The sequence below is a fragment of the Streptomyces eurocidicus genome (assembly GCF_002891295.1).
In the GTDB taxonomy this organism is placed as follows: domain Bacteria; phylum Actinomycetota; class Actinomycetes; order Streptomycetales; family Streptomycetaceae; genus Streptomyces; species Streptomyces eurocidicus.
On the sequence record NZ_LGUI01000003.1, the window covers coordinates 265,216 to 291,650 of the forward strand.

The window sequence follows — 26,435 nt, forward strand, 5'->3', positions numbered from 1 at the left end:
GCGGAGGGGATGACGGGCGGGAATGCGGCCGAGTCCGTACGGGAGACGGCGAGCGTACGGTCCGGGCGGAGGGTCAGCCGGAGGTGGTGGCGCCAGGCGGTGTCGTCGCGGTCCGGGAAGTCCTCGCGCCAGTGGCAGCCGCGGGTCTCCTCGCGGCGCAGGGCGGCGGCGACCAGGACGCGGGAGACGAGGAGGAGGTTGGTGGCCTCCCAGCTCTCGGTGCCGGGCGCTTCCAGGGTGCTCGACCGCTCGGTGTCGATCCGGTCCAGCTCGGCGGCGGCGCGCCGGAGGCTCGCGGCGGAGCGGAGGACGCCGGCGCCCGCGGTCATGACGCGCTGGATCTCCAGGCGCGCCTTGGGCGGTACGAGGAACCCGGCGGTCTCGGCCACGGCGGAGGTGCCGGGGAGCGCGTCGGCGGTGCCCCCGGGGGGCGCGGGCAGCGGGTCGGGGGCGTGCCGCAGGGCGGCGATGTCCGCCGCGATGCGCTCGGCGAAGACCAGGCCCTCCAGGAGGGAGTTCGAGGCGAGCCGGTTCGCGCCGTGGACGCCCGTGCAGGCGACCTCGCCGCAGGCGTAGAGGCCCTCGATGGTGGTACGGCCGCGCAGGTCCGTACGGACGCCGCCGGAGGCGTAGTGGGCGGCGGGCGCGACGGGGATCGGCTCGGTCACGGGGTCGATGCCGTGGGCGCGGCAGGCGGCGAGGATGGTGGGGAAGCGGCTCGCCCACATCTCGGCGCCGAAGTGCCGGCCGTCGAGGTACATGTGCTCGGTGCCGGTCTCCTGCATCCTGCGCATGATGCCCTTGGCGACGATGTCGCGGGGGGCGAGCTCGGCGAGCTCGTGGGCGCCGACCATGAAGCGGTGGCCGTCGGCGTCGACGAGGTGGGCGCCCTCGCCGCGGACCGCCTCGGAGACCAGGGGCTGCTGGCCCTCGGCGTCGGGGCCCAGCCACAGGACGGTGGGGTGGAACTGGACGAACTCCAGGTCGGAGACCTCCGCCCCGGCGCGCAGGGCCAGGGCGACGCCGTCGCCGGTGGAGACCGCGGGGTTGGTGGTCGCGGAGAACACCTGGCCCATGCCCCCGGTGGCCAGGACGACGGCCCGGGCGTGGACGGCACCGACGCCGTCGACCCGGCCCTCGCCCATGACGTGCAGGGTGACACCGGCGGCGCGGCCCTCGTCGTCCTTGAGGAGGTCGAGGACGAGGGCGTGCTCGATGGTCTCGATACCGGCGGCGCGGACGGCCTCGACGAGCGCGCGGGAGATCTCGGCGCCGGTGGCGTCGCCGCCGGCGTGGGCGATCCGGCGGCGGTGGTGGCCGCCCTCGCGGGTCAGCAGGATCTCGCCGGTGCCGGCGTCGGTGTCGAAGCGGGCACCGGTGGCGATGAGCCGGCGCACCGCGTCGGGTCCCTCGGTGACCAGGGCGCGGACGGCCTCCTCGGAGCAGAGGCCCGCACCGGCGACGAGGGTGTCGTCGAGATGCTGCCCGGGGGTGTCGCCCTCGCCGAGCGCCGCCGCTATGCCGCCCTGGGCCCAACGGGTGGAGCCGTCGTCCAGGCGGGCCTTGGTGACGACGGTGACCTTACGGCCGGCGGCGGCGCAGCGCAGCGCGACCGTCAGCCCGGCGACGCCGGAGCCGATGACGACGACGTCGGCCCGGGTGGCCCAGCCGGGGTGCGGCGCGTGCAGGCGTATCCCGGTCATCGCCGGCCTCCGAGGGTCAGGGGGATGTTGTCGATGAGGCGGGTGGCGCCCACCCGGGCGGCCACGGCGAGGACGGCGTCACCGGTGTGGTCGTCGGCGACCTCGGTGAAGTCGGCGGGGTCGATGAGGGCCACGTAGTCGAGGACGAGCGGGGGCTCCAGCTCCGCGGCGGCGTCGAGGATCGCCCGGGCGGAGCGGCGGACCGGCCCGGCGCCGAGCTCCTCGGCCGCCCCGGCCGTCAGCAGGGCGCGGGAGATCTCCAGCGCGGTGGCCCGGTCGGCCTCGGAGAGATAGCGGTTGCGGCTGGAGAGGGCGAGGTTGTCGCCCTGTCTGACGGTGGGGACGCCGACGACCTCGACCGGGAAGTTGAGGTCGCGGACCATGCGGCGGATCAGCGCGAGCTGCTGGGCGTCCTTCTGCCCGAAGAGCGCGACGTCCGGCCGGGTGAGATGGAGGAGCTTGGCGACGACGGTGAGCACGCCGTCGAAGTGGCCGGGGCGCGAGGCGCCCTCGAACCGCTCGCCCATGGGGCCCGCGGTGATCCGGACCTGGGGCTCACCGCCGGGGTAGACCTCGTCGGCGGACGGGGCGAAGACGGCGTCGGCGCCGGACTCCCCGGCGAGCGCGACATCCGCGTCGAGGGTGCGCGGATAGCGGTCGAGGTCCTCGCCGGCGCCGAACTGGAGCGGGTTGACGAAGACCGTGACGACGACCTGGCCTTCGGGCCCGACCAGCCGGCGGGCGGAGCGGATCAGGGTGGCGTGGCCCTCGTGGAGGGCGCCCATCGTCATCACGACGGCCCGGCGGCCTTCGCGCGGGAGGGCGTGGAGCTCCTCCGCGGTGCGCGGAAGCTGGGTGATCATGCGAGGTCTCCGTCCGCGAGGACGCCGAGCAGGTCCTCCGCAAGTTCGGGCTTGAGCAGGCCGTGCGCGAGGGCGCGGTCCGCGGTCGTACGGGCCATGGCCAGGTAACCGGCGACGGACCGGGGGGCGTGGGCGCGCAGCTCCGCGATGTGCGCGGCCACGGTGCCGGCGTCGCCGCGCGACACCGGGCCGGTGAGGGCGGCGTCGCCGGAGCGCAGGACGTTGTCCAGCGCGGCGCCCAGGAGGGGGCCGAGCATACGGTCGGGGGCCGAGACCCCGGCGGTCCGCAGCAGCTCCATGGCCTGGGCGACCAGGGTGATCAGGTGGTTGGAGCTCATGGCGAGGGCCGCGTGGTAGAGCGGGCGGGCTTCCTCCGCCACCCACTCGGGCTCGCCGCCCATCTCGATGACCAGGGCCTCCGCGGCGAGCCGCAGCTGGTCGGGGGCGGTGACGCCGAAGGAGCAGCCGGCCAGCCGCTCGACGTCGACCGGGGTGCCGGTGAAGGTCATGGCCGGGTGCAGGGCGAGCGGCAGGGCGCCGGCCCGGCGCGCCGGGTCGAGGACGGCCGTGCCGTGGCGGCCCGAGGTGTGCACGAGGAGCTGGCCGGGGCGGACGGCACCGGTCTCGGCGAGCCCGGCGACGAGACCGGGCAGGACGTCGTCGGGGACGGTGAGGAGGACCAGCTCGGCACGGGCGAGCACTTCGGCGGGCGGGACGAGCGGGACGTCCGGGAGCAGGGCTGCGGCCCGGCGCACGGAGGCGTCCGAGACACCGGAGGCGGCTACCGGGCGGTGCCCGGCCAGTTTGAGCGCGGCGGCGAGCGAGGGGCCGACACGGCCCGCGCCGACGACGCCGACGGTGAGCCTGGCGGGTCGGTCCTGGGGGCTCGGGTGCTCCGGGAGGGGATGTGCGTTCACGCGGCGATGGCCTTCCGTTCCAGTCCGCGGGGGGTACCGGACGATTCCCTCGTCATGCTACGCGAGTGGAAGAAGGCCGCTTCTGAACGTCCCCAGCCCTGTGGAAAACCTGTCGGCGCGGGCCCCGGCCCGCCTGTGGACAACTCGGGGGAGGTCCGCCGGATGCGTCATGCTCGGCGCATGGGCGGGGTCGAGCACGTGGAGAGCGGGGCCGCGGTCCGCTGCGAAGCCTGGGGGCGCGGCGCGGGAGCGGCGGGGGCGGCGGGGGTCATGGGGGCGGCGGCCGTACGGGCGGCGGTGCGGGCGCCCGGCCGCAGGAAGGCGAGGAGGGTCCTCCGGCGGGCCCGACGCTCGGCGGCCCGCCGGTCGACGACGGCCCGGAAGTCCCACCAGGTGCGTACCTCACGGGCGAGGGCCCGCTCTCCCGTGCCCGGGGCGGGCGGGGCGGGGTCCTGGTGCTGTGCGGCGCGGTAGAGGTCGAGGAGGTGCTGCTGTGTGGCGTCCATGCGGCCCACCTTGCGCCGTCGGCGCACCGACCGCCCCGTCGATTGACGAGGACCGTCAAATGACGTCCCGACCTGCGAAAAGGAAGCGAGGATGAGGCCATGAGCGTGGACATCGACATCACCGGCCTGCCGCACGAGCGCGTCGGCTTCCACCTGTCGCCGCTGGCCGAGCTGGGAGCGATGCTGCACGCGCTGTCCGAGCCCGCTCACCACCCCGGACTGCACGGCTGGGCCACGGCCACCGCCTCCGCCCTTGAGCCGGACCTCGCCGACCGGCTGACCGAGGCCGACTTCCTGTGGCGCTCGATGCGCTCGGACATCCTGCTGCCGGCCGTCCCCCGGGCCACGCTCGCGGAGGAGCTGGACGACCTCGACCGGATGGACGACGACACCTTCGTCTCCGCCGCCTTCGAGATCACCTGCTCGGGGGACTACGACCGGCCGGCCGCCTCCCCGCTGGTCGATCCCCGGCAGCGGGCGCGGGTCCGGGAGCTGTCCGCCGCCCGGGGTCCGCGCCAGGCGGAGTTCACCGAACGGATGATGAAGGACCCCTCGGCGCTGCGGGCCTGGCTGCGTCGTCTCTTCGAGGACTGCGAGGAGGCGTTCTTCGCCGACAACTGGCAGCGCGTCCGGGTGCAGCTCGCCGCCGACGCGCGGCACAAGGCGGAGTTGCTGCGCCGTAAGGGGCTCGGCGAGGCCCTTACGGCCGTCTCCCCCGCCGTGTCGCTCAGCGAGGACGGGTCCCGCATCGTCGTCGACAAGCTGGCCAACGGCCGGACGAGGGCGCACGGCGGCTCGGTGACGTTCCTGCCGACGGCCTTCGGCTGGCCCCACCTGCTCCTCGTCTACCGCCCCGGCTGGCGGCCGGTGGTGCAGTATCCGATCACCAGCCCGGACCTCCCCCAGGTCACCGCCCCACGGCTGGTCCAGCAGCGCATGGAGGCGCTCGCCCACCCGGTGCGGATGCGGCTGTGCCGCACCCTGGCGCGCGGCCCGCACACCACGGGCGAGCTGGCCGCCGCCTACGACCTGACGCCGCCGGAGGTGTCCCGGCACATAGCCGTGCTGAAGAAGGCGGGGCTGCTGAGCACTCGGCGGCGGGGGCGGTATGTGCTGCACCAGCTGGATCTGACGGTGGTGGCGCGGATCGGGAGCGACTTTCTGGAGACGGTGCTGCGGTAGCCCTCGCGGGCGGCCGCGGCTACGGCCGGGCAGGGTCTTTCGGGCCGCTGCGCGGGGCTTTGTCCCCTACCCGCCCCTTCCCGAACCGGGGCTCCGCCCCGGACCCCGGTCCTCAATCGCCGGACGGGCTGAAATTCAGCCCGTCCGGCGATTGAGGACATTCGGGAAGGGGCGGGGCTGGGGAAAGACCGCCGGAGGCACCCGCCGCACCCGGCCCACCCACCCCACGCCCCCTCACCGCGCCGCTCACCGCCCCCCTTACTGCCCCGCGCCGCCCCCCGCCCGGACCAAGCCGCTCTCATACGCGAGGACAACCACCTGCACCCGGTCCCGCAGCCCCAGCTTGGTGAGGATCCGTCCCACATGGGTCTTGACCGTGGCCTCCGACAGCACCAGCCGGGCCGCGATCTCGCCGTTGGACAACCCTTGCGCCACGAGCAGCATGACCTCGCGCTCCCGCCCGGTGAGCCGGGCCAGCTCGGCGCTCGCCGGTTCCTTCGTGGTGCTGGGGAGCATGGGAGTGAAACGATCCAGCAGGCGGCGCGTCGTACTGGGCGCCACGACCGCGTCACCGCTGTGCACGGCCCGGATCGCGCCCAGCAGCTCGGCCGGGGGCACGTCCTTGAGCATGAAGCCGCTGGCCCCGACCTTCAGCGCGGAGAAGGCGTACTCGTCGAGGTCGAAGGTGGTCAGGATCAGCACCTTCGGGGCGTTCTCCTGGAGGCAGATGCGGCGGGTCGCCTCCACCCCGTCCAGCCGCGGCATGCGCACGTCCATCAGGACGACGTCCACCTCCGTGCCGGCCAGCACCTCCAGGGCCTCCGCGCCGTCCCCGGCCTCGGCGACGACCTCCATGTCCGGCTGGGCGGCCAGCACCATGCGGAACCCGGTGCGCAGGAGCACCTGGTCGTCGACGAGCATCACGCGGATCGACATGCGGTCGTCCCTTTCCTAGCGGTTCGGATCGTGGCTGTTCGGATCGTAGGCGGTCGGCGGGGTGCTGGAGCGGAACGGTCCGGTCAGTGGCCCGGAAGCGGCCGGTCGGTGGTCCGGCGACGGACCGGTCAGCAGTCCGGCGACGGACCGGCAGCCGTCGGAGATCCGGTAGGCGGGTCTGCCGGTCAGCGGCCGCCCGGCTTGATCGGCAGCAGCACGCTGATCCGGAAGCCGCCCCCGGGCCGCGGTCCCGCGTCCAGCGTGCCCCCGACCATTCCGACGCGCTCGCGCATCCCGATCAGGCCGTGCCCCATGCCGTCCGCACCACCCGACTCGTACAGCTCGTGCTGCGCGCCCCGGCCGTCGTCCTCGACCAGCAGGCCCAGCCCGTCGTCGAAGAACGTCAGCCGGACGCTGGCACCGGCCTCCGGACCGCCGTGCTTGCGGGTGTTGGTGAGGGCCTCCTGGACGATGCGGTACGCGGTCAGCTCCACACCGCTCGGCAGCGGCCGGGGCGCGCCCTCCACCCGGAACTCCACCGGCAGCCCGGCCCCGCGCACCTCCTCCACCAGATCGCCGATCTGCTCCACGTCGGGCTGCGGGACGTACTCACCGCCCTCGGCGCCTTCCTCGGTGCGCAGCACGCCCAGCAGCCGGCGCATCTCGGCCAGCGCCTGACGGCCGGTGCCGGAGATCGTCTCCAGGGCCTGTTTGGCCTGCTCGGGCGAGGCGTCCAGGACATACGCGGCGCCGTCCGCCTGCACCACCATCACCGAGACGTTGTGCGCGACGACGTCGTGCAGCTCCCGCGCGATGCGCGCCCGCTCGGCCGTCACCGCCATCCGCGCCTGCTGCTCGCGGTCCTTCTCCAGCCGGCTGGCGCGCTCCTCCAGCTGCGCCCAGTACGCGCGGCGGGTGCGCATCGAGTCGCCGAGGACCCACGCGAGGACGAACGGGACGGTCACGAAGACCGTGCCGATGATGTGCTGGTTGACCCCCTGCTCGGGATTGCCCCAGCGGAGGGTGGCGATCAGCGGCGCGAGCAGCCCTCCGATCAGGGCGAACCGCGACGCCCAGCGGACCGGCCCGGACGCCACGGTGTAGATGATCACCAGCATCGCGAAGTCGGCCAGCTGCTGCGGCGAGTCGATGATCAGCTGCAACACCCCGGCCGCCGTCGCCAGCAGCAGCATCTTCGCCGGGGCGCGCCGCCGCAGGGCGACCACCAGGCACAGCACTGCCGCGACGCCCAGGTTCGCGAAGGCTTCCCGGTCGCTCTCCTCGGCGATCACCAGGGCGCTGAGGCCGAACAGCAGCACGGCCCAGAAGGTGTCCACACCCGTCGGGTGCCTGCGGAGGAAGTCGTAGAGGCGCTGCACGTCACCCAGCGTAGGCACGTCGCGTACGTGCTGGGGTCAATCGGACGATCGATCCGGCGACGCCCCGCCTACTCCCCAAGGTGGAGGCGGTGCGCCCACGAAGGGCGCATAGCGTGTGCGTATGGCAAGCGGAACAAGAACGTGGCGGGCCGCCACCGAGGCCGCGCTGTACGGCCCGAACGGCTTCTACCTGCGCCCGGAGGGACCCGCCGGGCACTTCCGTACCTCCGTGCACGCCTCCCCGCGGTACGCCGGGGCCGTCGCCGAGCTGCTGTGCCGCGTCGACGACGCGCTCGGGCGCCCGGCGGAGCTGGCGTTCACCGACGTCGGGGCGGGCCGGGGCGAGCTGCTGACCGGGGTGCTGGCCGCCGTGCCGGCCGGAACGGCCGCGCGGCTGCGCCCGTACGCCGTGGAGCGGGCCGCGCGCCCGCCGGGGCTGGACCCGCGCATCACCTGGCTGAGTGACGTCCCGGACGGCGTCGAGGGGCTGCTCTTCGCCAACGAATGGCTCGACAACGTCCCCGTGGACGTCGCCGAGGCGGACGCGGACGGCACCGCCCGCCAGGTGCTGGTGCAGGAGGACGGCGAGGAGCTGCTCGGCGAGCCGGTGTCCGGCGCGGACGCCGACTGGCTCGCCCGCTGGTGGCCGCTGGACGGCGCGCCCCCCGGCAGCCGCGCCGAGATCGGCCGGCCGCGGGACGCCGCCTGGGCGCGGGCCGTGGGCAGCCTGCGGGCGGGGCTCGCGGTCGCCGTGGACTACGCGCACCGGCGCGACACGCGCCCGCCCTTCGGGACGCTCGCCGGCTTCCGCGAGGGCCGTGAGGTGCGGCCGGTGCCGGACGGCTCGTGCGACATCACCGCCCACGTCGCCCTGGACGCGTGCGCCGGGCCCGGCGCCGCCCTGCTCACCCAGCGGGTGGCGCTGCGCGCGCTGGGCGTCGACGGGACCCGCCCCCCGCTGTCCCTGGCCTCCTCCGACCCGGCCGGCTACGTACGGGCCCTCGGGGCGGCCGGCGAGGCGGCGGAGCTGACGGCCCCGGCGGGGCTGGGCGGCTTCGGCTGGCTGGTCCAGCCGGTCGGCGACGCCTGCGCGGACCTGCTGCGGACCGGCGGGGACCACCCGGCGGCGGAGGGCTGACAAACTACTCCCCATGGCCCCTTCTCCCGGTTCCCCTGGTTCTCCCGGCACCACCGGTACCGCCGGCCTCACCGGTCTCTCAGAGACGACCGTGGGCGTGGGCGGCGCGGCGGAGAGCACCGACATGGTGCTCAACATCGGGCCGCAGCACCCGTCCACGCACGGCGTGCTGCGGCTCCGGCTCGTGCTGGACGGCGAGCGGATCCAGCACGCCGAGCCGATCGTCGGCTATATGCACCGCGGCGCGGAGAAGCTCTTCGAGGCGCGCGACTACCGGCAGATCATCATGCTGGCCAACCGCCACGACTGGCTGTCGGCGTTCTCCAACGAGCTCGGCGTCGTCCTCGCCGTCGAGCGGATGCTCGGCATGGAGGTGCCGGAGCGCGCGGTGTGGACGCGGACGCTGCTGGCCGAGCTCAACCGGGTGCTCAACCATCTGATGTTCCTCGGCTCCTACCCCCTGGAGCTGGGCGGCATCACCCCCGTCTTCCACGCGTTCCACGAGCGCGAGGAGCTCCAGACGGTGATGGAGGAGGTCTCCGGCGGCCGGATGCACTACATGTTCAACCGCGTCGGCGGCCTGAAGGAGGACCTGCCGGCCGGCTGGCTCGGCCGGGCCCGGCACGCGGTGGCCCAGGTCCGCTCCCGGATGGACGTCTACGACCGGCTGGTCCTCGGCAACGAGATCTTCCGCGGCCGGACCCGCGGCGTCGGCGTGCTGTCGCGGGAGGCCGTGCACGCGTACGGGGTCAGCGGGCCGATCGCCCGCGCGTCCGGCGTCGACTTCGACCTGCGCCGCGACGAGCCGTACCTCGCGTACGGGGAGCTCCAGGACACCCTGCGGGTCGTCACCCGCGAGGACGGGGACTGCCTGGCCCGCTTCGAGGTCCTGCTGGAGCAGACGCACAACGCGCTGGAGCTGGCGGAGGCGTGCCTGGACCGGATCGGGGAGCTCGCGCCGGGCCCGATCAACCAGCGGCTGCCGAAGGTGCTGAAGGCGCCGGAGGGCGCGACGTACGCGTGGACCGAGAACCCGCTGGGGCTCAACGGCTACTACCTGGTCTCCAAGGGCGACAAGACGCCGTACCGGCTGAAGCTGCGGTCGGCCTCGTTCAACAACATCCAGGCGCTGACCGAGCTGCTGCCCGGCACGCTGGTCGCCGACATGGTCGCGATCCTGGGCTCGCTCTTCTTCGTCGTCGGCGACATCGACAAGTGACCGGCGGCTGAACCGGACGCGGCCGGATCGAATACCGCGGTGCCGTGCGAACGGCCCCCGGCGGACTTCCGCCGGGGGCCGTTCGCGGTGCGGGCCGCGTCGCGACGCTCCGTCAGGAGATGGCGGTGCGCAGCTCCGCGATGTCTATCTGCTCGGTCTCGTCGTGCGCGGTCAGGTCGATGACGTCGCCCTCGGCCTCGGCGTCGGCACCGGCCTCGACCTCGGCGAGGGCCTCCTCGCCGACGACGTCCGCGAGGTCGGTCTCCTCGACGGGGCGCGGGGGCGGGGACTGCTGGGTGCCGAAGAAGTCGAAGCCGCCCTGGGCGCGGGACGCGGGGCGGCGCGCGGCGGGCTGCTGCGGGACGACGGTCTTCGGCCCGGCGGGCGCCGGGCCGGCCGGGGCCGCGGCGGGCCGAGGGCCCGGGGCGCCTTGCCGGTCCCGGCGGACCCGCCCGCCGCCTTGTCCGTCCGGTCCGCCTTGTCCGTCCGGTCCGCCTTGTCCACCGGCTCGGTGGTCGCGGCCCGCGCGGCCGTCCCGGCCGGGGACTCGGCGGTGGCGTCGGAGCGCGCGGACTCGGAGGACGCCGGGGCGTCCGGCGTCCCAGAGGTCAGGTCATCCGGAGCGGCCGCGTCCGCACCCGTCTCCTCAGCGGCCTCAGCGGCCTCCGCTTCCTCCTCCGCCTGCTGGAGGGCGGCGTTGCGCTCCAGGTCGCGGAGGGCCTCGGCGGCCTTGCGGTAGGCGGCCGCGGCGACGATCGAGCCGGGCGTGCCCGCGGGCGCGGTGGACTCCAGGGCCTTCGCGGGCCGGGGCACGGAGCCCCGGGCGACCCGGCGGCCCTCCAGCGCGCTGGCCCGCTCGGTCTCGGCGGTGGCGTAACGGCGCAGCAGGTCGGCGTGTTCGGTACGGAGCCGGGCGAGCTCGGCGCGCTTGCCGCGCAGCTTGCCCTCCAGCTTGGCCCGGATCGCGCGGGCCTCCTCCAGCTCCGTCTCGAGCTCGGCTATGCGCTCCTCGGTCTTCCACTCGTCCCGCACCCGGGCGGCGGTGAGCTGGGCGACCCGCTTTCCGGCGGAGCGGTCCCAACGGCGCATCAGCACGGCACCGACCACCGCGGCGGCGGCGGCCGCCGCGGCGAGGCCCCGGATGACGACCGTTTCACCCACCACCCAGGCACCGGCGGCGCAGGCGACCGATGTCGCGGCGACCGTCGATGGGGGAAGAAGCCTGTGCAGGGGCGGCGAATGGCGGTGGCGTCCTCGTGGCATGGCCTGAAACTTACCGTGCGTCGCCTCGGGTGTGTGACTCCACCACCAAACTCTTCCCTTGATCTTACTTCTCCCCTACGCCACTACTCCCTCTGCTCTCCCTACTCCCTCTGCTTCCTCTACTTCGTCAACAGTCCCTTGTCCTTGAGGTATCCGGCGGCGACATCCGCGGGCTTGAGCCGCAGCGCGTCCACCTTCTTGTTGAGTTCCGTGAGATCTTCCGTGGTCAACACCCTGGTGAGCTTGGCGAGAGCGTCCGTGATCTTCTGCGAACCCGCCTTCTTCGCATTCACCACGGGAAGAACGTTGTCGGAGTTCTGGAGCTTCTTGTCGTCCTCCAGCAGGACCAGACCGAACTGTTCGAGCGTCGCGTCCGTGGTCGTGGTCAGCAGCAGCTGGTCCTTGCCCTGCTTGACCGCCTGCTTGGCCTGGGTGCTGCCGACCTCCAGCGGGTCGATGCCCGTGATGTCGATGCCGTAGGTCTTCTCCAGACCGGGCTGGCAGAAGGGCCGCTCAGGGCATTCGTCGCCCGCCGCGAGCTTGATCCGCTCCTTCGACTTCCCCAGCTCGGAAAGCGTCTTGAGCTGGTGTTTCTCCGCGAACTCCTTGGTCACAGCGAAGGCGTTCTGATCGACGGCGCGACCGGGGTCCAGCACCTTGAGACCACGCGGCTCGGCGAGTTTCCGGAGCGCCTTCACGGTGGCACCGGCATCGGCGGAGGCGACGGGCGGCGCGTCCTTGCCGTTCTGCTTCTTGTTCAGGAATTCGGCGAGCGTCGCGGCATACTCCGGGACGACATCGATCTCGCCCTTCTCCAGCGCCGGTTCATACAGCTCACGGGCGTCCACTGTCTTGATCGACACCGAATATCCGGCGTCCTTCAACAGGCCCGCGTATATCTCCGCGAGCACCTTGGACTCGGTGAAGGAGGCCGAGCCGATCACCAGCGAACCCTGGCCCGGCTTCGCGGAGCCGCCGCCCTCGCCCCCGGACTTCTCCAGGCTGTCGCCTCCGCAGGCCGCGAGGCCCGCGGTCAGGGCGGCGACGGCACCCGCCGCCAGGAGGGCACGGCCGGTCCGTGCGCGACGCGAGGTCCTGCTCATGGGAACTCCGTTCATTTCGGTGGCACGTCCGGCGGTCCGGGGCGCCCCTTGATCAGACGTCGGATACGGGGGTGGGCACCACTTTCGCCGCCGCCCGCCCCGAACGGCGGCGCACCGGGTCCAGCAGCCGCGCCAGCAGGACGAAGACGCCCTCCACCAGCAGCGCGAACACGGCCACCAGCAGCGCCCCGGCCACCACCTGCGCGGTGTCGGTGAGCCGGAAGCCGGCCGTGATGACCCGGCCGAGGCCACCGCCGCCGGCCAGCGCGGCGAGCGTGGCCGTGGCCACGATCTGCACTGCGGCGGACCGCACACCGGTCATGATCAGCGGAAAGGCGAGCGGCAGCTCCACCCGGGCGACCACCTGAGGGCCGGTCATCCCCATACCCCGCGCGGCCTCGACCATGTCCCGGTCGACCTCGCGCATGCCCACATAGGCGTTGGTCAGCACCGGGGGAATCGCGAAGAGCACCAGCGCGATGACGGTCGGCCAGGAGCCGTACTGCCCCAGCGGGCTCAGCAGCAACAGCACCAGCACCGCGAACGTGGGCACCGCCCGGCCCACGTTGGAGAGGTTCACCGCCAGCGCGCCGCCCCGGCCCAGGTGGCCGAGGACCACCGCGACGGGCAGCGCGATCGCACAGGAGATCAGCAGGCTCACGGCCGTGAGATAGAGGTGCTGGTCGAGGCGGTGCCAGACACCGTCCCCACCGGTCCAGTGGGCGCCGGTGGCCAGCCACGTCCACGTCCGCTCGACGACGTCCATCAGGCCACAGCCTCCCCGGCCGGGGACTGCGCCGCTCCCACGCGCGGCGCACGCCGCCGGGGGGTCCGCGTCCAGGGCGTCAGCAGCCGCTGGAGGAGCAGCAGGGCGACGTCGGCGACGATCGCCAGGAGCACGCACAGCACGGAGGCGGTCAGCACCTCCGCCTTGAAGTAGCTGCGCAGGCCGCCCAGGACGAGATTGCCCAGGCCGCCGTAGCCGATGATGGATCCGATGGTGGTGAGCGAGACCGTGGAGACCGTGGCGATCCGCAGACCGGCCATCAGGGCGGGCAGCGCCAGCGGGAGTTCGACCCCGAACAGCAGCCGCACCGGTCCGTACCCCATGCCCCGGGCCGCCTCACGGGCCTCCTCGGGCACCGCGGCAAGGCCCGCCAGGATGTTCCGCACGAGGATGGTGAGGGAGTAGAGCACCAGGCCGGTGACCACGACGGACACCGAGAGGCCGAGGACCGGCACCAGCAGCGAGAACATGGCGAGCGACGGGATCGCGTAGAACACCGTGGTCAGCCCGAGGACCGGGCCGCGCACGCTCCGCCGGGCGCGGGCCAGCAGCGCCAGCGGGAACGCGACGAGCAGCCCGATCGCGACCGACGCGAGCGTGATGCCGATGTGCTGGAGCGTGGCGTCCACCAGCTCCTGGCCGCGGGTGCTCAGATACTCGCCGCAGATCCAGTCGTTGCTGACCAGACAGCTCTGCTCCGCCATACGCTCTCACCTCCCCCTGGGCCTTGACCGTCGGTTACTGGCGACCCTAACCCCGGGCACTGACATTCGAGTCCGTCGCCACACAACGGCAACAATGTCCGGAGGCAGAACGGCAAGAATGGGGAACCATGATCCGCTTCGAGCACGTCACCAAGCGCTACGCCGACGGCACCACCGCCGTCGACGACCTGTCCTTCGAGGTGGCGGAGGGCGAGCTGGTCACGCTCGTCGGACCTTCGGGCTGCGGCAAGACCACCACGATGAAGATGGTCAACCGGCTGATCGAGCCCACCGAGGGGCGGATCCTCCTCGGCGGCGAGGACATCTCCACGGTCGACCCCGTCGAACTCCGCCGCCGCATCGGCTACGTCATCCAGCAGGTCGGCCTCTTCCCGCACAAGACGGTGCTCGACAACACCGCGACCGTCCCGCACCTGCTGGGCTGGCAGCGGAAGAAGGCCCGCGCCCGCGCGGCCGAACTCCTCGACCTCGTCGGACTCGACCCCTCCGTCTACGGCGACCGCTACCCCGACCAGCTCTCCGGCGGGCAGCGCCAGCGCGTCGGGGTGGCCCGGGCGCTGGCCGCCGACCCGCCCGTCCTGCTGATGGACGAGCCCTTCGGCGCGGTCGACCCGGTGGTCCGGGAGCGCCTCCAGAACGAATTCCTGCGGCTCCAGTCCCAGGTCCGCAAGACCGTCCTCTTCGTCACGCACGACATCGAGGAGGCCGTCCGGCTCGGGGACCGCATCGCGGTGTACGGCGAGGGCCGCATCGAACAGTTCGACCCGCCGGCCGCGGTGCTGGGCTCCCCGGCCACGCCGTACGTCGCCGACTTCGTCGGGGCCGACCGGGGGCTGAAGCGGCTCTCGGTCACCTCCATCGAGGCCGGCGACCTCGAACAGCCGCCGGTCGTCCACCTCGACGACACCGTGGGCCGTGCGGCGGCCCGGCTCGCCGCGGAGGGCGCCCGCTGGGCCGTCGTCCTGGACGACGCCGAGCACCTCCACGGCTGGGTCTCCGCGGACGCCCTCACCGGCGCGGGCACCGCCGGCGGTGTGCGGAAGGGCGAGGCGACGGTCCGCGACCACGCCCGCCACATGGACGCCTGGCTGCCGGTGGGCGCCTCGCTGAAGCAGGCGTTCAGCACCATGCTCCAGCACGACGCGGGCTGGATCGCCGTCCTGGACGGAGCCGGCGCGGACCACTTCCTGGGCGTCCTCACCCCGGCGCGCCTGCACGAGGCGCTGCGCCGCTCTACGGCCGCCGAGGCGGTGGGTGCCGCCCGCGCGGAGGTCGAGGTGGAGACGGTCGCCGACGTGTAGGAACACGGCGGCCCGGCCGGGGCCGGTGCGGGTGGGGCGGGCTTTGTCCCCTACCCGCTCACAGCCCACACAACGCCTACGCCGGAGCCGCCCCCGGGCCACCATGGTCCTCGTCGTCGTCCTCGGGCAGCTTGCAGACCCGCTCCAGGAAGAACGCGGCGGCGACCACACAGGCGCCCGCCAGCACCGACACCCCGGCGTAGATGACCTGGTCCCGGCGGGCCGTGGTGTCCACGCCCTCGATGAGCAGGAAGACCCCTACCCCGCCGTACATCCCGGCCACCAGCGCCGCGACCAGCGCGCTCGCCTGGCCGAAGACGACCGCGCGGGCGGCCAGCAGCGGATCGACGCCCTTCGCGCCGGGGCGGCGCTCGCGCTGGGCGCGCAGCCGGGCGCGCAGCGGGAAGGCCGTGGCCACCAGGACCACGGCGATGACCGCGAGCACGATGGGCGCCGCCACCGGCACGCTCGGCAGCGTGCCGAAGGAGTCCCACAGCCTGGCGCCCGCCCAGGACACGATCCCGGCCGCGGCGAACAGCCCGACCAGCACCCCGATCCGAAGTTGCTTCACCGAGCCGTCGCCCCTCGTCTCATCCGTCCGTCGGCGCACCGGGGCGCGCCGGAATTCCATGGGACCAACGCCTACTCCGGCAGCCGGAGTTCCAGGTCCACCCGCGGGGCCACGCTGTCGAGACCCACCTCGGCCAGCAGTTCGACGACCGCGCCCCGGCCCGGGACCACGGCCTCCGGGTCCACGTCGTGCCACGGCGCCAGCACGAAGGCGCGCTCGTGCGCCCGCGGGTGCGGCAGGGTCAGCACCGGGTCGTCCGAGACCACGTCCTGGTAGGCGACGATGTCGACATCGAGCGTCCGGGGGCCCCAGCGCTCGTCCCGGACCCGCTCGAACGCCTCCTCGATCGCGTGCCCGCGCTCCAGCAGCGAGTCCGGCGGAAGGGTCGTCTTCACCAGCACCACGGCGTTGAAGTACGAGGGCTGGGTGCCCGGCTCGACGCCCCACGGCTCCGTCTCGTAGACCGGGGACACGGCCTTGACCCGCAGGCCCGGGGTGTCCTCCAGCGCGTCGATCGCACCCTGCAGGGTCTCCAGGCGGTTGCCGAGATTGCTACCCAGGGAGATCACGGCTCGTTTGGGGTTGCTCAGGGTCACGTCGGCCGCGTCCACCTGTGCCACCACGGAGGCGGGCACCGGCTGCACGGTCGGGTCGCTGCTGCTCATACTCGGCTCCGGGTAATAGTGATCGTCACATCGTCGAAAGGCACGGTGATCGGGGCGTCGGGCTTGTGCACGACCACCTCGACCTCCCGCACCGCGTCGTGCTTCAGACACTGCTGGGCGATCCGCTCGGCAAGGGTCTCGATCAGGTCGACGGGCTCGCCCTGGACGATGTCGACGACCTCCTCCGCCACGATGCCGTAGTGCACGGTCTTCGCGAGGTCGTCGTCGGCCGCGGCGGGCCGGGTGTCCAGGCTCAGCACCAGGTCCACGATGAAGGTCTGGCCCTCCTCGCGCTCCCGGGGGAACACCCCGTGGTGCCCGCGAGCCTTCAAGCCGCGCAGCGCGACACGATCCACACGAATCACTCCTGCTGGTCGTCGGTACGGCGAGTGCGCTCCGGCCGCGGCCGGGGCGTCGCCCGTCCCCCGCCGTCGGCCGGGGTACCCACTTCGAATCTACCTGCGAGCGCCGACAGCGCTCGCACGTGGACGCCGGGGGCGCTGCGGATATCTGGGGACATCGGGGGTGTTTACGGATATTCAATGACGGCTCGGGCGTCCGGGGCAAAGAATCTCACGAGGCGGGTCGGGGTGGGGATTTTGGCCGCGCTTACCCGCTGGGCGGGGGGTTACGCGCGAGTGCGGGCGGTGATTTTTCCCCTACCCGCCCCTTCCCGAATGTCCTCAAGCGCCGGACGGGCTGAAAATCAGCCCGCCCGGCGCTTGAGGACCGGGGTCCGGGGGCGGAAGCCCCGGCTGCGGGAAGGCGCACCCACCACCCCCCGCTACGCCCCCTCGTCCTCCTCCGCCTCCGGCCCGTCCTCCTCCTCGCGGCCCGCGAGCACCGGGGACCCGTGGTGCGACCAGACCTTCCACTCCTCGCCGACCCGGCGGAACACATTCGTCGCCACGACAAGCTGGCCCACCAGCGGCCCCAGCTCCCCCTCGGACTCCGCCGGTCCGCCGCTGAGGATGTTCTCGGTGCAGGTCACCAGCGCCGTGTCACCGGTCACGGACACCTCGACGTCCGTCAGGAAGAACTGGATGTAGTCCGTGCTCGCCATGATCAGCGCATACGAGCGGAGCACCTCGTTCCGTCCACGCAGCACCGGCCACCCGGGGTGCACGCACGACACCACGACGTCCGGATCGTCCAGCCACAGCTCGCCCATGGCCGAGGTGTCGCCACGCTCCACCGCCTCGTAGAGGGCGGTGTTCGCCAGCTCCACCCGCTCGCTGTCCGTACGAGCGGCGCTCACCCGGCCTCCCCGGCGCGGGTCGCGCCCGCGGTACCCACCGGCCCGGCCGCCGCCTGCGCCACGGCCCGCACCACCCGCACCGCGTCCGCGCTCGCCCGGACCTCGTGTACCCGGACGGCCCACGCGCCCTCGCGCGCCGCGATCGTCGTGACGGCCGCCGTCGCCGCGTCCCGCTCCCGGGCCGGCGGCGGGCTGCCCTCGTCCCCGGCCAGCACCCGGCCCAGGAACCGCTTACGCGAGGCCGCCACCAGCATCGGGCGGCCCAGCTCACGGCCCAGCCGGTCCAGCCCGGCGACCAGCGCGAGGTCGTGGTCGGCGTTCTTCGCGAAGCCCAGGCCCGGGTCGACCACCAGCCGGTCCGGGGACACCCCTCCGTCGACCACGGCGTCCAGCCGCTGCCGCAGCTCGTCGAGGACCTCGCCGACCACGTCCCCGTAGACCGCCCGGCTGTTCATGTCCGCGCTGAACCCGCGCCAGTGCATCACCACGAACGGCACCCCGGCCGTGGCCACCACCGGCACCATCGCCGGGTCCGCCAGACCGCCGCTCACATCGTTGACCAGCACCGCGCCGGCCTCGACCGCCGCCTCCGCGACCGCCGCGCGCATGGTGTCCACCGAGACCACCACACCCTCGCCCGCCAGCCCCCGGACCACCGGGATCACCCGGCGCAGCTCCTCGCGCTCGTCCACCCGGGGTGCGCCCGGCCGGGTGGACTCGCCGCCCACGTCGACCAGGTCCGCGCCCTGGGCCACCAGGTCCAGACCTCGCTTGACCGCCACCTCGGTGTCGAACCAGCGACCGCCGTCGGAGAACGAATCGGGCGTGACATTGACCACGCCCATCACCGCACAGCGGTCCCACTCCGGCAGACCGACGGGCCCGAATCGACCGCGCAACGTACTCATGCCGACAAGCCTAGGGCGTGCCGCCAAGGGGGCGCCGCCCGCCCGGCGGCCGGATCCGGCCGCCACCGGCCACGGGCGGGCCGGGATACGCCGAAGGCCCCGCCGGGGCGCCTGGGGCGCTCGGGCGGGGCCTTCGGATCACTTACGCGGTCAGGCCGCGCGGGTGACCTCCGAGGCGGAGACGGCGTCCTCGTCGTGCAGGAGCGCCTTGGGCTCGGCCGGGCGGCGGCGCAGCAGGCGCGGCAGCTCCAGGAAGCCCTCGGCCTGCATCATCGCGAAGCCGATGCGCGGCAGGTCCCGGCTGTTCGGGAAGACGATGAAGCGCGGCTCCCAGCGCGGCCGGAACTTCTCGTTGAACTTGTAGAGCGACTCGATCTGGAACCAGCGCGAGAGGAAGACCAGCACGGTGCGCTGGATACGGACGACCGGGCCGGCGCCCAGCTTGCCGCCGCGCTCCAGGGCGGAGCGGAAGAACGCGAAGTTCAGCGACAGGCGCTTGATCTTCAGCTCCGGCGCGGCCTGCAGGAACGCCACGATGAGGAGCTCGTTCATGCCCGGGTCGGCGCTGCGGTCGCGGCGCATCAGCTCCAGCGACTGGCCGTCCGGGCCCCACGGCACGTAGTGCTGCATGGCCTGCAGGTCACCGAAGGGGCCGGGCGCCTCGCCCTCCTCCGGGGCCTTGTGGGCGGTGGCGATGACGGCGTCGAGGTCCTTCGGGTCGCCGATGCGGCCCAGGGCCATGGAGAAGCCGCGCTCGTCCTCGGTGTCGCGCCATGCCTCGGCGGCCTTCTGCACGGCCGTGAGCTCCTCGGGGCTCAGCTCGCCGACGCGGCGCACCTTGGTCTCGTAGCCGTTGCGCTCGATGCGCTTGACCATCTGGCGGACGTTGCGCATGGAACGGCCGGTGAGGGAGAAGTCGGCCACGTCGACGATGGCCTCGTCGCCCATCTCCAGAGCGTCCAGACCGGTCTCACGGGTCCAGACCTCGCCGCCGGTCTCGCTGCAGCCGGCGACCGCCGGGGTCCAGGAGTGGCGCTTGGCGAGCTCCATGAACTTCTCGATCGCGCCCGGCCACGCCTCGACGTCACCGATCGGGTCACCGCTGGCGAGCATCACACCGGAGACGACGCGGTAGGAGACGGCGGCCTTGCCCGACGGCGAGAAGACGACGCTCTTGTCGCGGCGCAGCGCGAAGTGGCCCAGCGAGTCGCGGGCACCGTGCTTGGCCAGCAGCTCGCGCAGCCGGTCCTCGTCCTCCTCGGTCAGCACCGCGGCCGGGTAGGCCGGGCGGAAGGCGAGGAAGGCGGTGGTGGCGACGGTCAGCAGACCGAGGGCGCCCAGGGAGTAGCCGACGGTGTAGTCGACGCCGCCGGTGTAGCGGATCGAGCCCTCGAAGCCGAAGAGGCCCCAGATCACATGCTCGATCTGCTCCAGGACCGGCGGGTCGCCGATCATCTGCTTGGGGTGCGAGCCGACGATCACCCAGCCGAGGCCGAAGCTGGCCGCGCCCATGAGGACGAAGTTGGCCAGGGCCTTCCAGCGGCTGCGCGGGTCGGGCAGCGCGAAGAACGCCTTCCGGTGCCACACCAGATAGGCGAAGACCAGCAGGGAGAGGACGGCGCCGGGGTACGAGTGCCGGTAGATCAGCTGGGCGGCCGCGCCTATGGGCAGCAGCACGACCGCGGCGAGCCACGCCTGCTGCTTGGCCCGCTTGAGGCCGTGGGCCAGCATCAGGAGCAGGATGCCGACGATGATCGAACCGGCCGCGGCCAGCTGGGTCACCGAACCGGGCAGGACCTCGGCGAAGCTGTGGACACGGCTCCAACGCCACCGCGGGACGACTCCCGCCAGGATGTCGAGCAGGCCGATGACGGCCGCGACCGTACCCACGACCGCGGGCACGTGCTCAGGCCGTGGCCCCTTGAGGATGCGCGCAAGCCTCGACAGTCGCTTGGTCCCCTCGGGAACCCCATCGGACTTTTTGCCATCTACCCTGACAGACATCTCTTCCCGTCGTCCTGTCGAGTGGTCCTGCGCCATCTGGCGGCAGCGCCCGGACAATGTGCGCCCTGTAGGACGACGGTTTCGGGGTTGAGGTTCCGCCGGGGGCCGAGCCCGGAAAGAAGTAACCATTCCGCGACCCCCTGCCGGGTCGCACGGCAGAAAGCACCTCATGGGTCTCACCAGCATGGCGGTTCTGCTGCTTGCCATAGCGGCGGCGGTAGTGCTCTTCGCTCTGACCATTTGGCTCTGGCCCCGTCTGGGCAAGAAGAGTATCGGGTCCGTCCTCGGGCGGATCGGCATGATGTTCGCCACCCAGCTGACGCTGTTCGCGGCGATCGGCCTCTGGGCCAACCAGTCCTTCGGGTTCTACGGCTCCTGGGCGGACCTCTTCGGCCAGGTGAAGTCCGAGGGCGTCGTCGTCGACCACAGCGCCAGCGGCAAGCGCGTGCAGGTCGTGAGCACCCAGGGCGTGAAGGTCCCGCGCGGTGATGTGCCCCGGGTCGGCGGCAAGATCGAGAAGATCATGGTCGCGGGCGTGGAGTCGAAGATCAACGGCCCGGCGTACGTCTACCTCCCGCCGGAGTACTTCCAGCCGGAGTACGCGGACAAGAAGTTTCCCGCCTCCGTCGTGCTGACCGGCTTCCCCGGCACCTCCGAGGCCCTGATCAAGGGCCTGGACTACCCGGTGCGCGCGCACAAGCTCGTCAAGGCGAAGAAGATGCAGCCGACCATCCTGGTCATGATGCGCCCGTCCGTGGTGGGCCAGCGCGACACCGAGTGCATCGACATACCCAACGGCCCCCAGGCCGAGACCTTCTTCGCCAAGGACATCCGCAAGGCGATATCCCAGCGCTACCGCGTCGGCGACAAGGCCGCGAACTGGGGCATCATCGGCAACTCCACCGGCGGCTACTGCGCGTTGAAGATCGCCATGCGCCACCCCGACGCCTATGGAGCCGCCGCCTCGCTCTCCGGCTACTACAAGGCCCTCCAGGACCCCACGACCGGTTCTCTCTTCAACGGCAGCAAGAAGCTGGAGAACGAGAACGACGTGATGTGGCGCCTCAAGCACGAGAAGACCCCGCCGATCTCGGTGCTGGTGACCAGCAGCAAGCAGGGCGAGCACAACTACAAGGACACCCTGAAGTTCATCGAGGAGGCCAAGGGTTCGGCCCGGGTCTCCTCGATCATCCTCGACAGCGGCGGCCACAACTTCAACACGTGGCGCCGTGAGCTGAACCCCACCCTCCAGTGGATGGGCAGCCGCCTGAGCGCGTAAGGCGCCGGCCCGCTCAGCGGGCCATGATCAGGCTCATCGCCTCGGCCCGGGTCGCGGGGTCGCGCAGCTGGCCCCGCACCGCCGACGTCAGCGTCTTGGCACCGGGCTTACGGATTCCGCGCATGGACATGCACATGTGCTCGCACTCGACGACCACGACGACGCCGCGCGGCTCCAGTATCTCCATCAGCGAATCGGCGATCTGCGTCGTGAGCCGCTCCTGCACCTGAGGGCGCCGGGCGTAGACATCGACCAGCCGGGCCAGCTTCGACAGACCCGTGATCTTCCCGCTCGTCGCCGGGATGTAGCCGACGTGCGCCACACCGTGGAAGGGCACCAGGTGGTGCTCACAGGTGCTGTACACCTCGATGTCGCGGACGAGCACCATCTCGTCGTGGCCGAGGTCGAACGTGGTGGTCAGCACGTCCTCCGGCTCCTGCCACAGGCCCGCGAATATCTCCTTGTACGCCCGTGCCACCCGCGCGGGCGTCTCGCGCAGGCCCTCGCGGTCCGGGTCCTCGCCCACCGCGATCAGCAGCTCGCGGACGGCGTTCTCGGCACGCTTCTCGTCGAATTCACCGATGGAGTTCTCGGCGTCCAGCGTCACCGGGTCGGTCATGGGGTTGCCTCGTTCTCTCGTACGTACAGCCGGCGGCGGCCGGACATGCGGAATGCCGCGCCCCCAAGGCTAATAACCTGGGGGGCACGGCATCCATTCCGGTCCCCGGCGGGGTCCGGATCGAGCTCAGGGTGCTCAGACCTCCGGACGGGAGTCGTCGGGGAGGTCGACGGACTCGACGGCCTGACCGCCGTTGCTCGGCGCGAGCTCCTTGGGGGAGAGCACCGGCGGGCGGGTGGAGGGCGTACGGCGCGAGGAGCCGGTCCACGCCGGGCGGGCCGGGCGCTTCACGATGTGCTTGAAGACCTCGGCGATCTCCTCCTTGTTCAGCGTCTCCTTCTCCAGGAGGGCCAGAACCAGGTTGTCGAGGACGTCGCGGTTCTCGACGAGGATCTCCCACGCCTCGTTGTGCGCGGTCTCGATGAGCTTCTTGACCTCTTCGTCGACCAGGCCCGCGACCTCTTCCGAGTAGTCGCGCTGGTGCGACATCTCGCGGCCCAGGAACGGCTCGCTGTTGTCCGAGCCGAACTTGATCGCGCCGAGCCGCTCGGTCATGCCGTACTGCGTGACCATCGCGCGGGCCGTGGCGGTGGCCTTCTCGATGTCGTTGGCCGCACCGGTGGTCGGGTCGTGGAAGACGAGCTCCTCGGCCGCGCGGCCGCCCAGCATGTACGCCAGCTGGTCGAGCATCTCGTTGCGCGTGGTGGAGTACTTGTCCTCGTCGGGCAGGACCATGGTGTAGCCGAGCGCGCGACCGCGGGACAGGATCGTGATCTTGTGAACCGGGTCGGAGTTCGGCGAGGCCGCCGCGACCAGGGCGTGACCGCCCTCGTGGTACGCGGTGATCTTCTTTTCCTTGTCGCTCATGATCCGGGTCCGCTTCTGCGGGCCGGCCACGACGCGGTCGATCGCCTCGTCCAGGGAGTGGTTGTCGATCAGCTTCTTGTCGCTGCGGGCCGTGAGCAGCGCGGCCTCGTTCAGCACGTTGGAGAGATCGGCACCGGTGAAGCCGGGGGTGCGGCGGGCGACGGCCGAGAGGTCGACGTCCGGAGCGACCGGCTTGCCCTTCTGGTGAACCTTGAGGATCTCCAGACGGCCCTGCATGTCCGGGCGGTCGACGGCGATCTGCCGGTCGAAGCGGCCCGGGCGCAGCAGCGCGGGGTCGAGGATGTCCGGGCGGTTGGTGGCGGCGATCAGGATGACGCCGCCCTTGACGTCGAAACCGTCCATCTCGACCAGGAGCTGGTTGAGGGTCTGCTCGCGCTCGTCGTGACCGCCGCCGAGGCCCGCGCCGCGGTGCCGGCCGACGGCGTCGATCTCGTCGACGAAGACGATGGCCGGGGCGTTGGCCTTGGCCTGCTCGAAGAGGTCACGGACGCGCGAGGCGCCGACACCCACGAACATCTCGACGAAGTCGGAGCCGGAGATCGAGTAGAAGGGCACGCCCGCCTCGCCGGCGACGGCGCGCGCGAGCAGGGTCTTGCCCGTACCGGGCGGGCCGTAGAGCAGCACACCCTTGGGGATCTTGGCGCCGACGGCCTGGAACTTCGCCGGCTCCTGGAGGAACTCCTTGATCTCGTGGAGCTCCTCGACCGCCTCGTCGGACCCGGCCACGTCGGCGAAGGTCGTCTTGGGGGTGTCCTTGGTGATCAGCTTGGCCTTGGACTTCCCGAAGTTCATGACCCGGGAGCCGCCGCCCTGCATCTGGTTCATCAGGAACAGGAAGACCACGACGATGAGGACGAACGGCAGCAACGAGAGAAGCACCCCGATGAAGGGGTTCTGCTTCGACGTCGAGACGTTGTAGCCCTCCGGGATCATGTTCTTCTCGGAGTTGGCCTGCAGGGTCTTGGCCAGATCGACGCCCTGGACGTCGATGTAGTTGGCCTGGACCTTACTGCTGCCCTTGACCTTCTGGCCGTCCTTGAGCTCGACCTTGATCTTGTTCTCGTCGCCGGTCGTCAGCTCGGCCGATTTCACCTGGTCCTTGGCGATCGCCTGCACGACCTGGCTGGTGTCCACCGACTTGTAGCCGCCGGACGAGCCGACGACCTGCATCAACACGACCACGGCGAGGACGGCCAGCACGATCCACATGACCGGCCCACGGAAGTAGCGCTTCACGTCCATCCATACGGGGCGCGGGCGCCCCGTCCCTCCTGCCACAGTGAGGCACGGCTGCCCCTCGGGGGGTGCCTGTGCGTACGGTGTTCTGCTCGACCTTGCGGTGCTCGAAAAAAGAATGCTTGAAAAGGCTGACCTTCGGACGGTACCCCAGCATTGTCACCCGACGCTGCCGCAGACGGTCAACCAACCCGCCTTCCCATGCTCCAACGGCGGAAACCGGTGTTCGGTTCCCGCCCGCCGGAGGGCCCGTCCGGGGCCCGTGGGCTCTAGCCGCCGTAGACGTGCGGTGCGAGCGTGCCCACGAAGGGCAGGTTGCGGTACTTCTCGGCGAAGTCCAGGCCGTAGCCGACCACGAACTCGTTGGGGATGTCGAAGCCGACCCACTTCACGTCGATCGCGACCTTGGCCGCCTCCGGCTTGCGCAGGAGCGTCACGACGTTGAGGGAGGCGGGCTCGCGCGAACCCAGGTTCGACAGCAGCCACGACAGCGTGAGGCCGGAGTCGATGATGTCCTCGACGATCAGGACGTCCTTGCCCTTGATGTCGGTGTCGAGGTCCTTCAGGATGCGCACCACCCCGGAGGACTGGGTGCCCGCGCCGTACGAGGACACCGCCATCCAGTCCATCGTGAGGGGGGTGGACAGCGCACGCGCCAGGTCCGCCATCACCATCACGGCGCCCTTCAGGACGCCGACGATGAGCAGGTCCTTGCCCGCGTACTCCGCGTCGATCTTCGCGGCCAGCTCCGCCAGCTTCGCGTCGATCTCTTCCTTGGTGATGAGCACCGACTTGAGGTCGGTGCCCATGTCCTTGTCGTCCACCCGCGTCACTCTCGTTTGGTTACGGCTCATCCGGCTTTGATTCGAGGCGAGCCAAGGCTCATTCGCACTCGTTCGAATCAGCCCTGCCGGAGCACCAGTCTGCCACCCTGCCTGCGGACCGCGACCCGCCCGGGGAGGTTGATGGCTCCTTGGCCGCGCCAACCGGTGATCAGCCGGTCGACTTCCTCGATGTGCCGGGCGAAGAGCGAACCGGCGGGAGAGCCCGCCGAGATGGCCGCGCGGCGCAGCACCCGGCGGCGGACCGCGGGGGGCAGCGCGAAGAGCTTGGCGGCCTCCAGGGCCCCCGTGTCGTCGCGCACGGAGGGCTCCACGGCGGCGGCCCAGCCGTCGAGGGCGTCCGCGTCGTCGCGGGAGAGCTGGGCCGTGCGGGCGAGGGCCTCGACGACCCCCTTGCCCAGGGCCTTCTCCAGGACGGGCAGGGCCTCGTGGCGGACCCGGGAGCGGGTGTAGGCCGGGTCGGCGTTGTGCGGGTCGTCCCAGACCGGCAGGGACTGCACCATGCACGCCTTGCGGGCGGTCTGGCGGTCCAGGCCCAGGAAGGGCCTGCGGTAGCGGCCGTCGACGCCGGAGGCGACGGCCATGCCGGACAGCGAGCGGATGCCGGAGCCGCGGGCGAGGCCGAGGAGGACCGTCTCGGCCTGGTCGTCCCGGGTGTGGCCGAGGAGGACCGCGGCGGCGCCGTACCGCTCGGCGGCGGCGTCCAGCGCGGCGTAGCGGGCGTCGCGGGCGGCGGCCTCGGGGCCGCCGTCCCGGCCGACCCGCACCGTGACGGCCTCGACGGGGTCGAGGTCGAAGGCGGCCAGCCGGCTGACGACCTCGGCGGCGCGGACGTCGGAGCCGTGCTGGAGGCCGTGGTCGACGGTGACCCCGCCGGCCCGGATGCCGAGCCTGGGGGCCTCGAAGGCCAGGGCGGAGGCCAGCGCCATGGAGTCGGCGCCGCCGGAGCAGGCCACCAGGACCAGCGGCGGCCGGTCCGAGGGGGTGGGGGTTACGGATGCGGGCGAGGTGGGGGTGAGGACGTCGTGGAGTACGCGGCGGACCGCCAGGCGTATCGCGGCGACCGCGGGATGTGGACCCATGTCCGTGTGTCCAATCGTTCCATATGGAGATCGTTCGGAGCTGCGCGAGCTTCGATGGCCT

The 26,435-nt window shown here is 72.2% G+C and carries 24 protein-coding genes and 1 pseudogene; 5 read left to right on the plus strand and 20 right to left on the minus strand.

Going from position 1 to position 26,435, the window contains the following annotated elements:
- Positions 1-52: 52 nt before the first annotated feature.
- From AF335_RS35545 to AF335_RS10975, 4 genes and pseudogenes are all read right to left on the minus strand, one after another.
- Positions 53-1,703: pseudogene (locus AF335_RS35545) on the minus strand (L-aspartate oxidase); the annotation flags it as partial.
- Positions 1,700-2,566, minus strand: coding sequence for a pantoate--beta-alanine ligase (gene panC, locus AF335_RS10965; RefSeq protein ID WP_102918156.1), 867 nt, complete (start codon positions 2,564-2,566; stop codon positions 1,700-1,702). The pseudogene AF335_RS35545 and the gene panC, both read right to left, overlap by 4 nt.
- A complete protein-coding gene (locus AF335_RS10970; protein ID WP_102918157.1) occupies positions 2,563-3,483 on the minus strand; it encodes a Rossmann-like and DUF2520 domain-containing protein in 921 nt (306 codons plus the stop codon). Before AF335_RS10970 ends, panC begins: the two co-directional genes overlap by 4 nt.
- A gap of 167 nt (positions 3,484-3,650) precedes the next feature.
- A complete protein-coding gene (locus AF335_RS10975; RefSeq protein WP_102918158.1) occupies positions 3,651-3,989 on the minus strand; it encodes a hypothetical protein in 339 nt (112 codons plus the stop codon).
- Between the two features lie 99 nt (positions 3,990-4,088).
- On the opposite strand from AF335_RS10975, the gene AF335_RS10980 reads away from it, so the two are divergent.
- Complete coding sequence (locus tag AF335_RS10980; RefSeq protein ID WP_102918159.1) at positions 4,089-5,171, plus strand: DUF5937 family protein; 1,083 nt, start codon at positions 4,089-4,091, stop codon at positions 5,169-5,171.
- Positions 5,172-5,429: 258 nt separating this feature from the next.
- Here AF335_RS10980 and AF335_RS10985 read toward each other — a convergent pair whose 3' ends face one another.
- Together AF335_RS10985 and AF335_RS10990 are read right to left on the minus strand one after the other, a co-directional pair.
- Positions 5,430-6,107: a response regulator gene (locus tag AF335_RS10985; RefSeq protein WP_087926925.1), complete on the minus strand. Its 678-nt coding sequence runs from the start codon at positions 6,105-6,107 to the stop codon at positions 5,430-5,432.
- A 185-nt stretch (positions 6,108-6,292) separates the two neighbouring features.
- Positions 6,293-7,486: a sensor histidine kinase gene (locus AF335_RS10990; RefSeq protein WP_102918160.1), complete on the minus strand. Its 1,194-nt coding sequence runs from the start codon at positions 7,484-7,486 to the stop codon at positions 6,293-6,295.
- A gap of 121 nt (positions 7,487-7,607) precedes the next feature.
- On the opposite strand from AF335_RS10990, the gene AF335_RS10995 reads away from it, so the two are divergent.
- On the plus strand, positions 7,608-8,624 hold the full coding sequence (locus AF335_RS10995; RefSeq protein ID WP_102918161.1) for an SAM-dependent methyltransferase: 1,017 nt from the start codon (positions 7,608-7,610) through the stop codon (positions 8,622-8,624).
- Between the two features lie 124 nt (positions 8,625-8,748).
- Positions 8,749-9,843, plus strand: a complete 1,095-nt coding sequence (locus tag AF335_RS11000; RefSeq protein WP_102918721.1) for an NADH-quinone oxidoreductase subunit D — start codon at positions 8,749-8,751, stop codon at positions 9,841-9,843.
- Between the two features lie 171 nt (positions 9,844-10,014).
- Here AF335_RS11000 and AF335_RS11005 read toward each other — a convergent pair whose 3' ends face one another.
- The 4 genes from AF335_RS11005 to AF335_RS11020 form a co-directional block, all read right to left on the minus strand.
- Complete coding sequence (locus tag AF335_RS11005) at positions 10,015-11,007, minus strand: hypothetical protein (RefSeq protein WP_425329112.1); 993 nt, start codon at positions 11,005-11,007, stop codon at positions 10,015-10,017.
- A 218-nt stretch (positions 11,008-11,225) separates the two neighbouring features.
- Positions 11,226-12,209 (minus strand): ABC transporter substrate-binding protein, encoded by a 984-nt coding sequence (locus tag AF335_RS11010; RefSeq protein WP_102918162.1) that lies wholly within the window; start codon positions 12,207-12,209, stop codon positions 11,226-11,228.
- A gap of 52 nt (positions 12,210-12,261) precedes the next feature.
- Positions 12,262-12,975 carry an ABC transporter permease gene (locus AF335_RS11015; RefSeq protein WP_102918163.1) on the minus strand — a complete coding sequence of 238 codons (714 nt, stop codon included), beginning with the start codon at positions 12,973-12,975 and terminating at the stop codon, positions 12,262-12,264.
- Positions 12,975-13,700 carry an ABC transporter permease gene (locus AF335_RS11020; RefSeq protein WP_102918164.1) on the minus strand — a complete coding sequence of 242 codons (726 nt, stop codon included), beginning with the start codon at positions 13,698-13,700 and terminating at the stop codon, positions 12,975-12,977. Before AF335_RS11020 ends, AF335_RS11015 begins: the two co-directional genes overlap by 1 nt.
- 128 nt (positions 13,701-13,828) lie before the next feature.
- Here AF335_RS11020 and AF335_RS11025 point away from each other — a divergent pair, with 128 nt between their 5' ends.
- Entirely contained in the window at positions 13,829-15,022 is a 1,194-nt protein-coding gene (locus tag AF335_RS11025; RefSeq protein ID WP_102918165.1) for an ABC transporter ATP-binding protein, read from the plus strand.
- Between the two features lie 76 nt (positions 15,023-15,098).
- Here AF335_RS11025 and AF335_RS11030 read toward each other — a convergent pair whose 3' ends face one another.
- From AF335_RS11030 to AF335_RS11055, 6 genes are all read right to left on the minus strand, one after another.
- Positions 15,099-15,593 carry a DUF3180 domain-containing protein gene (locus AF335_RS11030; RefSeq protein ID WP_102918722.1) on the minus strand — a complete coding sequence of 165 codons (495 nt, stop codon included), beginning with the start codon at positions 15,591-15,593 and terminating at the stop codon, positions 15,099-15,101.
- Positions 15,594-15,664: 71 nt separating this feature from the next.
- The gene (folK, locus tag AF335_RS11035) at positions 15,665-16,258 is read right to left on the minus strand and encodes a 2-amino-4-hydroxy-6-hydroxymethyldihydropteridine diphosphokinase (RefSeq protein WP_095578726.1); all 594 of its coding nucleotides are present in this window, start codon (positions 16,256-16,258) and stop codon (positions 15,665-15,667) included.
- On the minus strand, positions 16,255-16,614 hold the full coding sequence (folB, locus tag AF335_RS11040) for a dihydroneopterin aldolase (RefSeq protein ID WP_244926990.1): 360 nt from the start codon (positions 16,612-16,614) through the stop codon (positions 16,255-16,257). The genes folK and folB overlap by 4 nt, the downstream gene beginning before the upstream one ends.
- A 428-nt stretch (positions 16,615-17,042) precedes the next feature.
- Positions 17,043-17,516 (minus strand): nuclear transport factor 2 family protein, encoded by a 474-nt coding sequence (locus AF335_RS11045; RefSeq protein ID WP_102918167.1) that lies wholly within the window; start codon positions 17,514-17,516, stop codon positions 17,043-17,045.
- A complete protein-coding gene (gene folP, locus AF335_RS11050) occupies positions 17,513-18,424 on the minus strand; it encodes a dihydropteroate synthase (protein ID WP_102918168.1) in 912 nt (303 codons plus the stop codon). Before folP ends, AF335_RS11045 begins: the two co-directional genes overlap by 4 nt.
- Before the next feature lie 150 nt (positions 18,425-18,574).
- Positions 18,575-20,428, minus strand: coding sequence for a phosphatidylglycerol lysyltransferase domain-containing protein (locus tag AF335_RS11055; protein WP_102918169.1), 1,854 nt, complete (start codon positions 20,426-20,428; stop codon positions 18,575-18,577).
- Positions 20,429-20,597: 169 nt separating this feature from the next.
- Here AF335_RS11055 and AF335_RS11060 point away from each other — a divergent pair, with 169 nt between their 5' ends.
- Entirely contained in the window at positions 20,598-21,707 is a 1,110-nt protein-coding gene (locus tag AF335_RS11060; RefSeq protein WP_102918170.1) for an alpha/beta hydrolase, read from the plus strand.
- 13 nt (positions 21,708-21,720) lie between these two features.
- Here AF335_RS11060 and folE read toward each other — a convergent pair whose 3' ends face one another.
- From folE to tilS, 4 genes are all read right to left on the minus strand, one after another.
- A complete protein-coding gene (gene folE / locus AF335_RS11065; protein WP_102918171.1) occupies positions 21,721-22,326 on the minus strand; it encodes a GTP cyclohydrolase I FolE in 606 nt (201 codons plus the stop codon).
- 135 nt (positions 22,327-22,461) lie between these two features.
- Positions 22,462-24,456, minus strand: coding sequence for an ATP-dependent zinc metalloprotease FtsH (ftsH, locus tag AF335_RS11070; protein ID WP_102918172.1), 1,995 nt, complete (start codon positions 24,454-24,456; stop codon positions 22,462-22,464).
- 263 nt (positions 24,457-24,719) lie between these two features.
- Positions 24,720-25,259 carry a hypoxanthine phosphoribosyltransferase gene (gene hpt, locus AF335_RS11075; protein ID WP_102918723.1) on the minus strand — a complete coding sequence of 180 codons (540 nt, stop codon included), beginning with the start codon at positions 25,257-25,259 and terminating at the stop codon, positions 24,720-24,722.
- Positions 25,260-25,351: 92 nt separating this feature from the next.
- Complete coding sequence (gene tilS, locus AF335_RS11080) at positions 25,352-26,374, minus strand: tRNA lysidine(34) synthetase TilS (protein WP_102918173.1); 1,023 nt, start codon at positions 26,372-26,374, stop codon at positions 25,352-25,354.
- Positions 26,375-26,435: the final 61 nt, after the last annotated feature.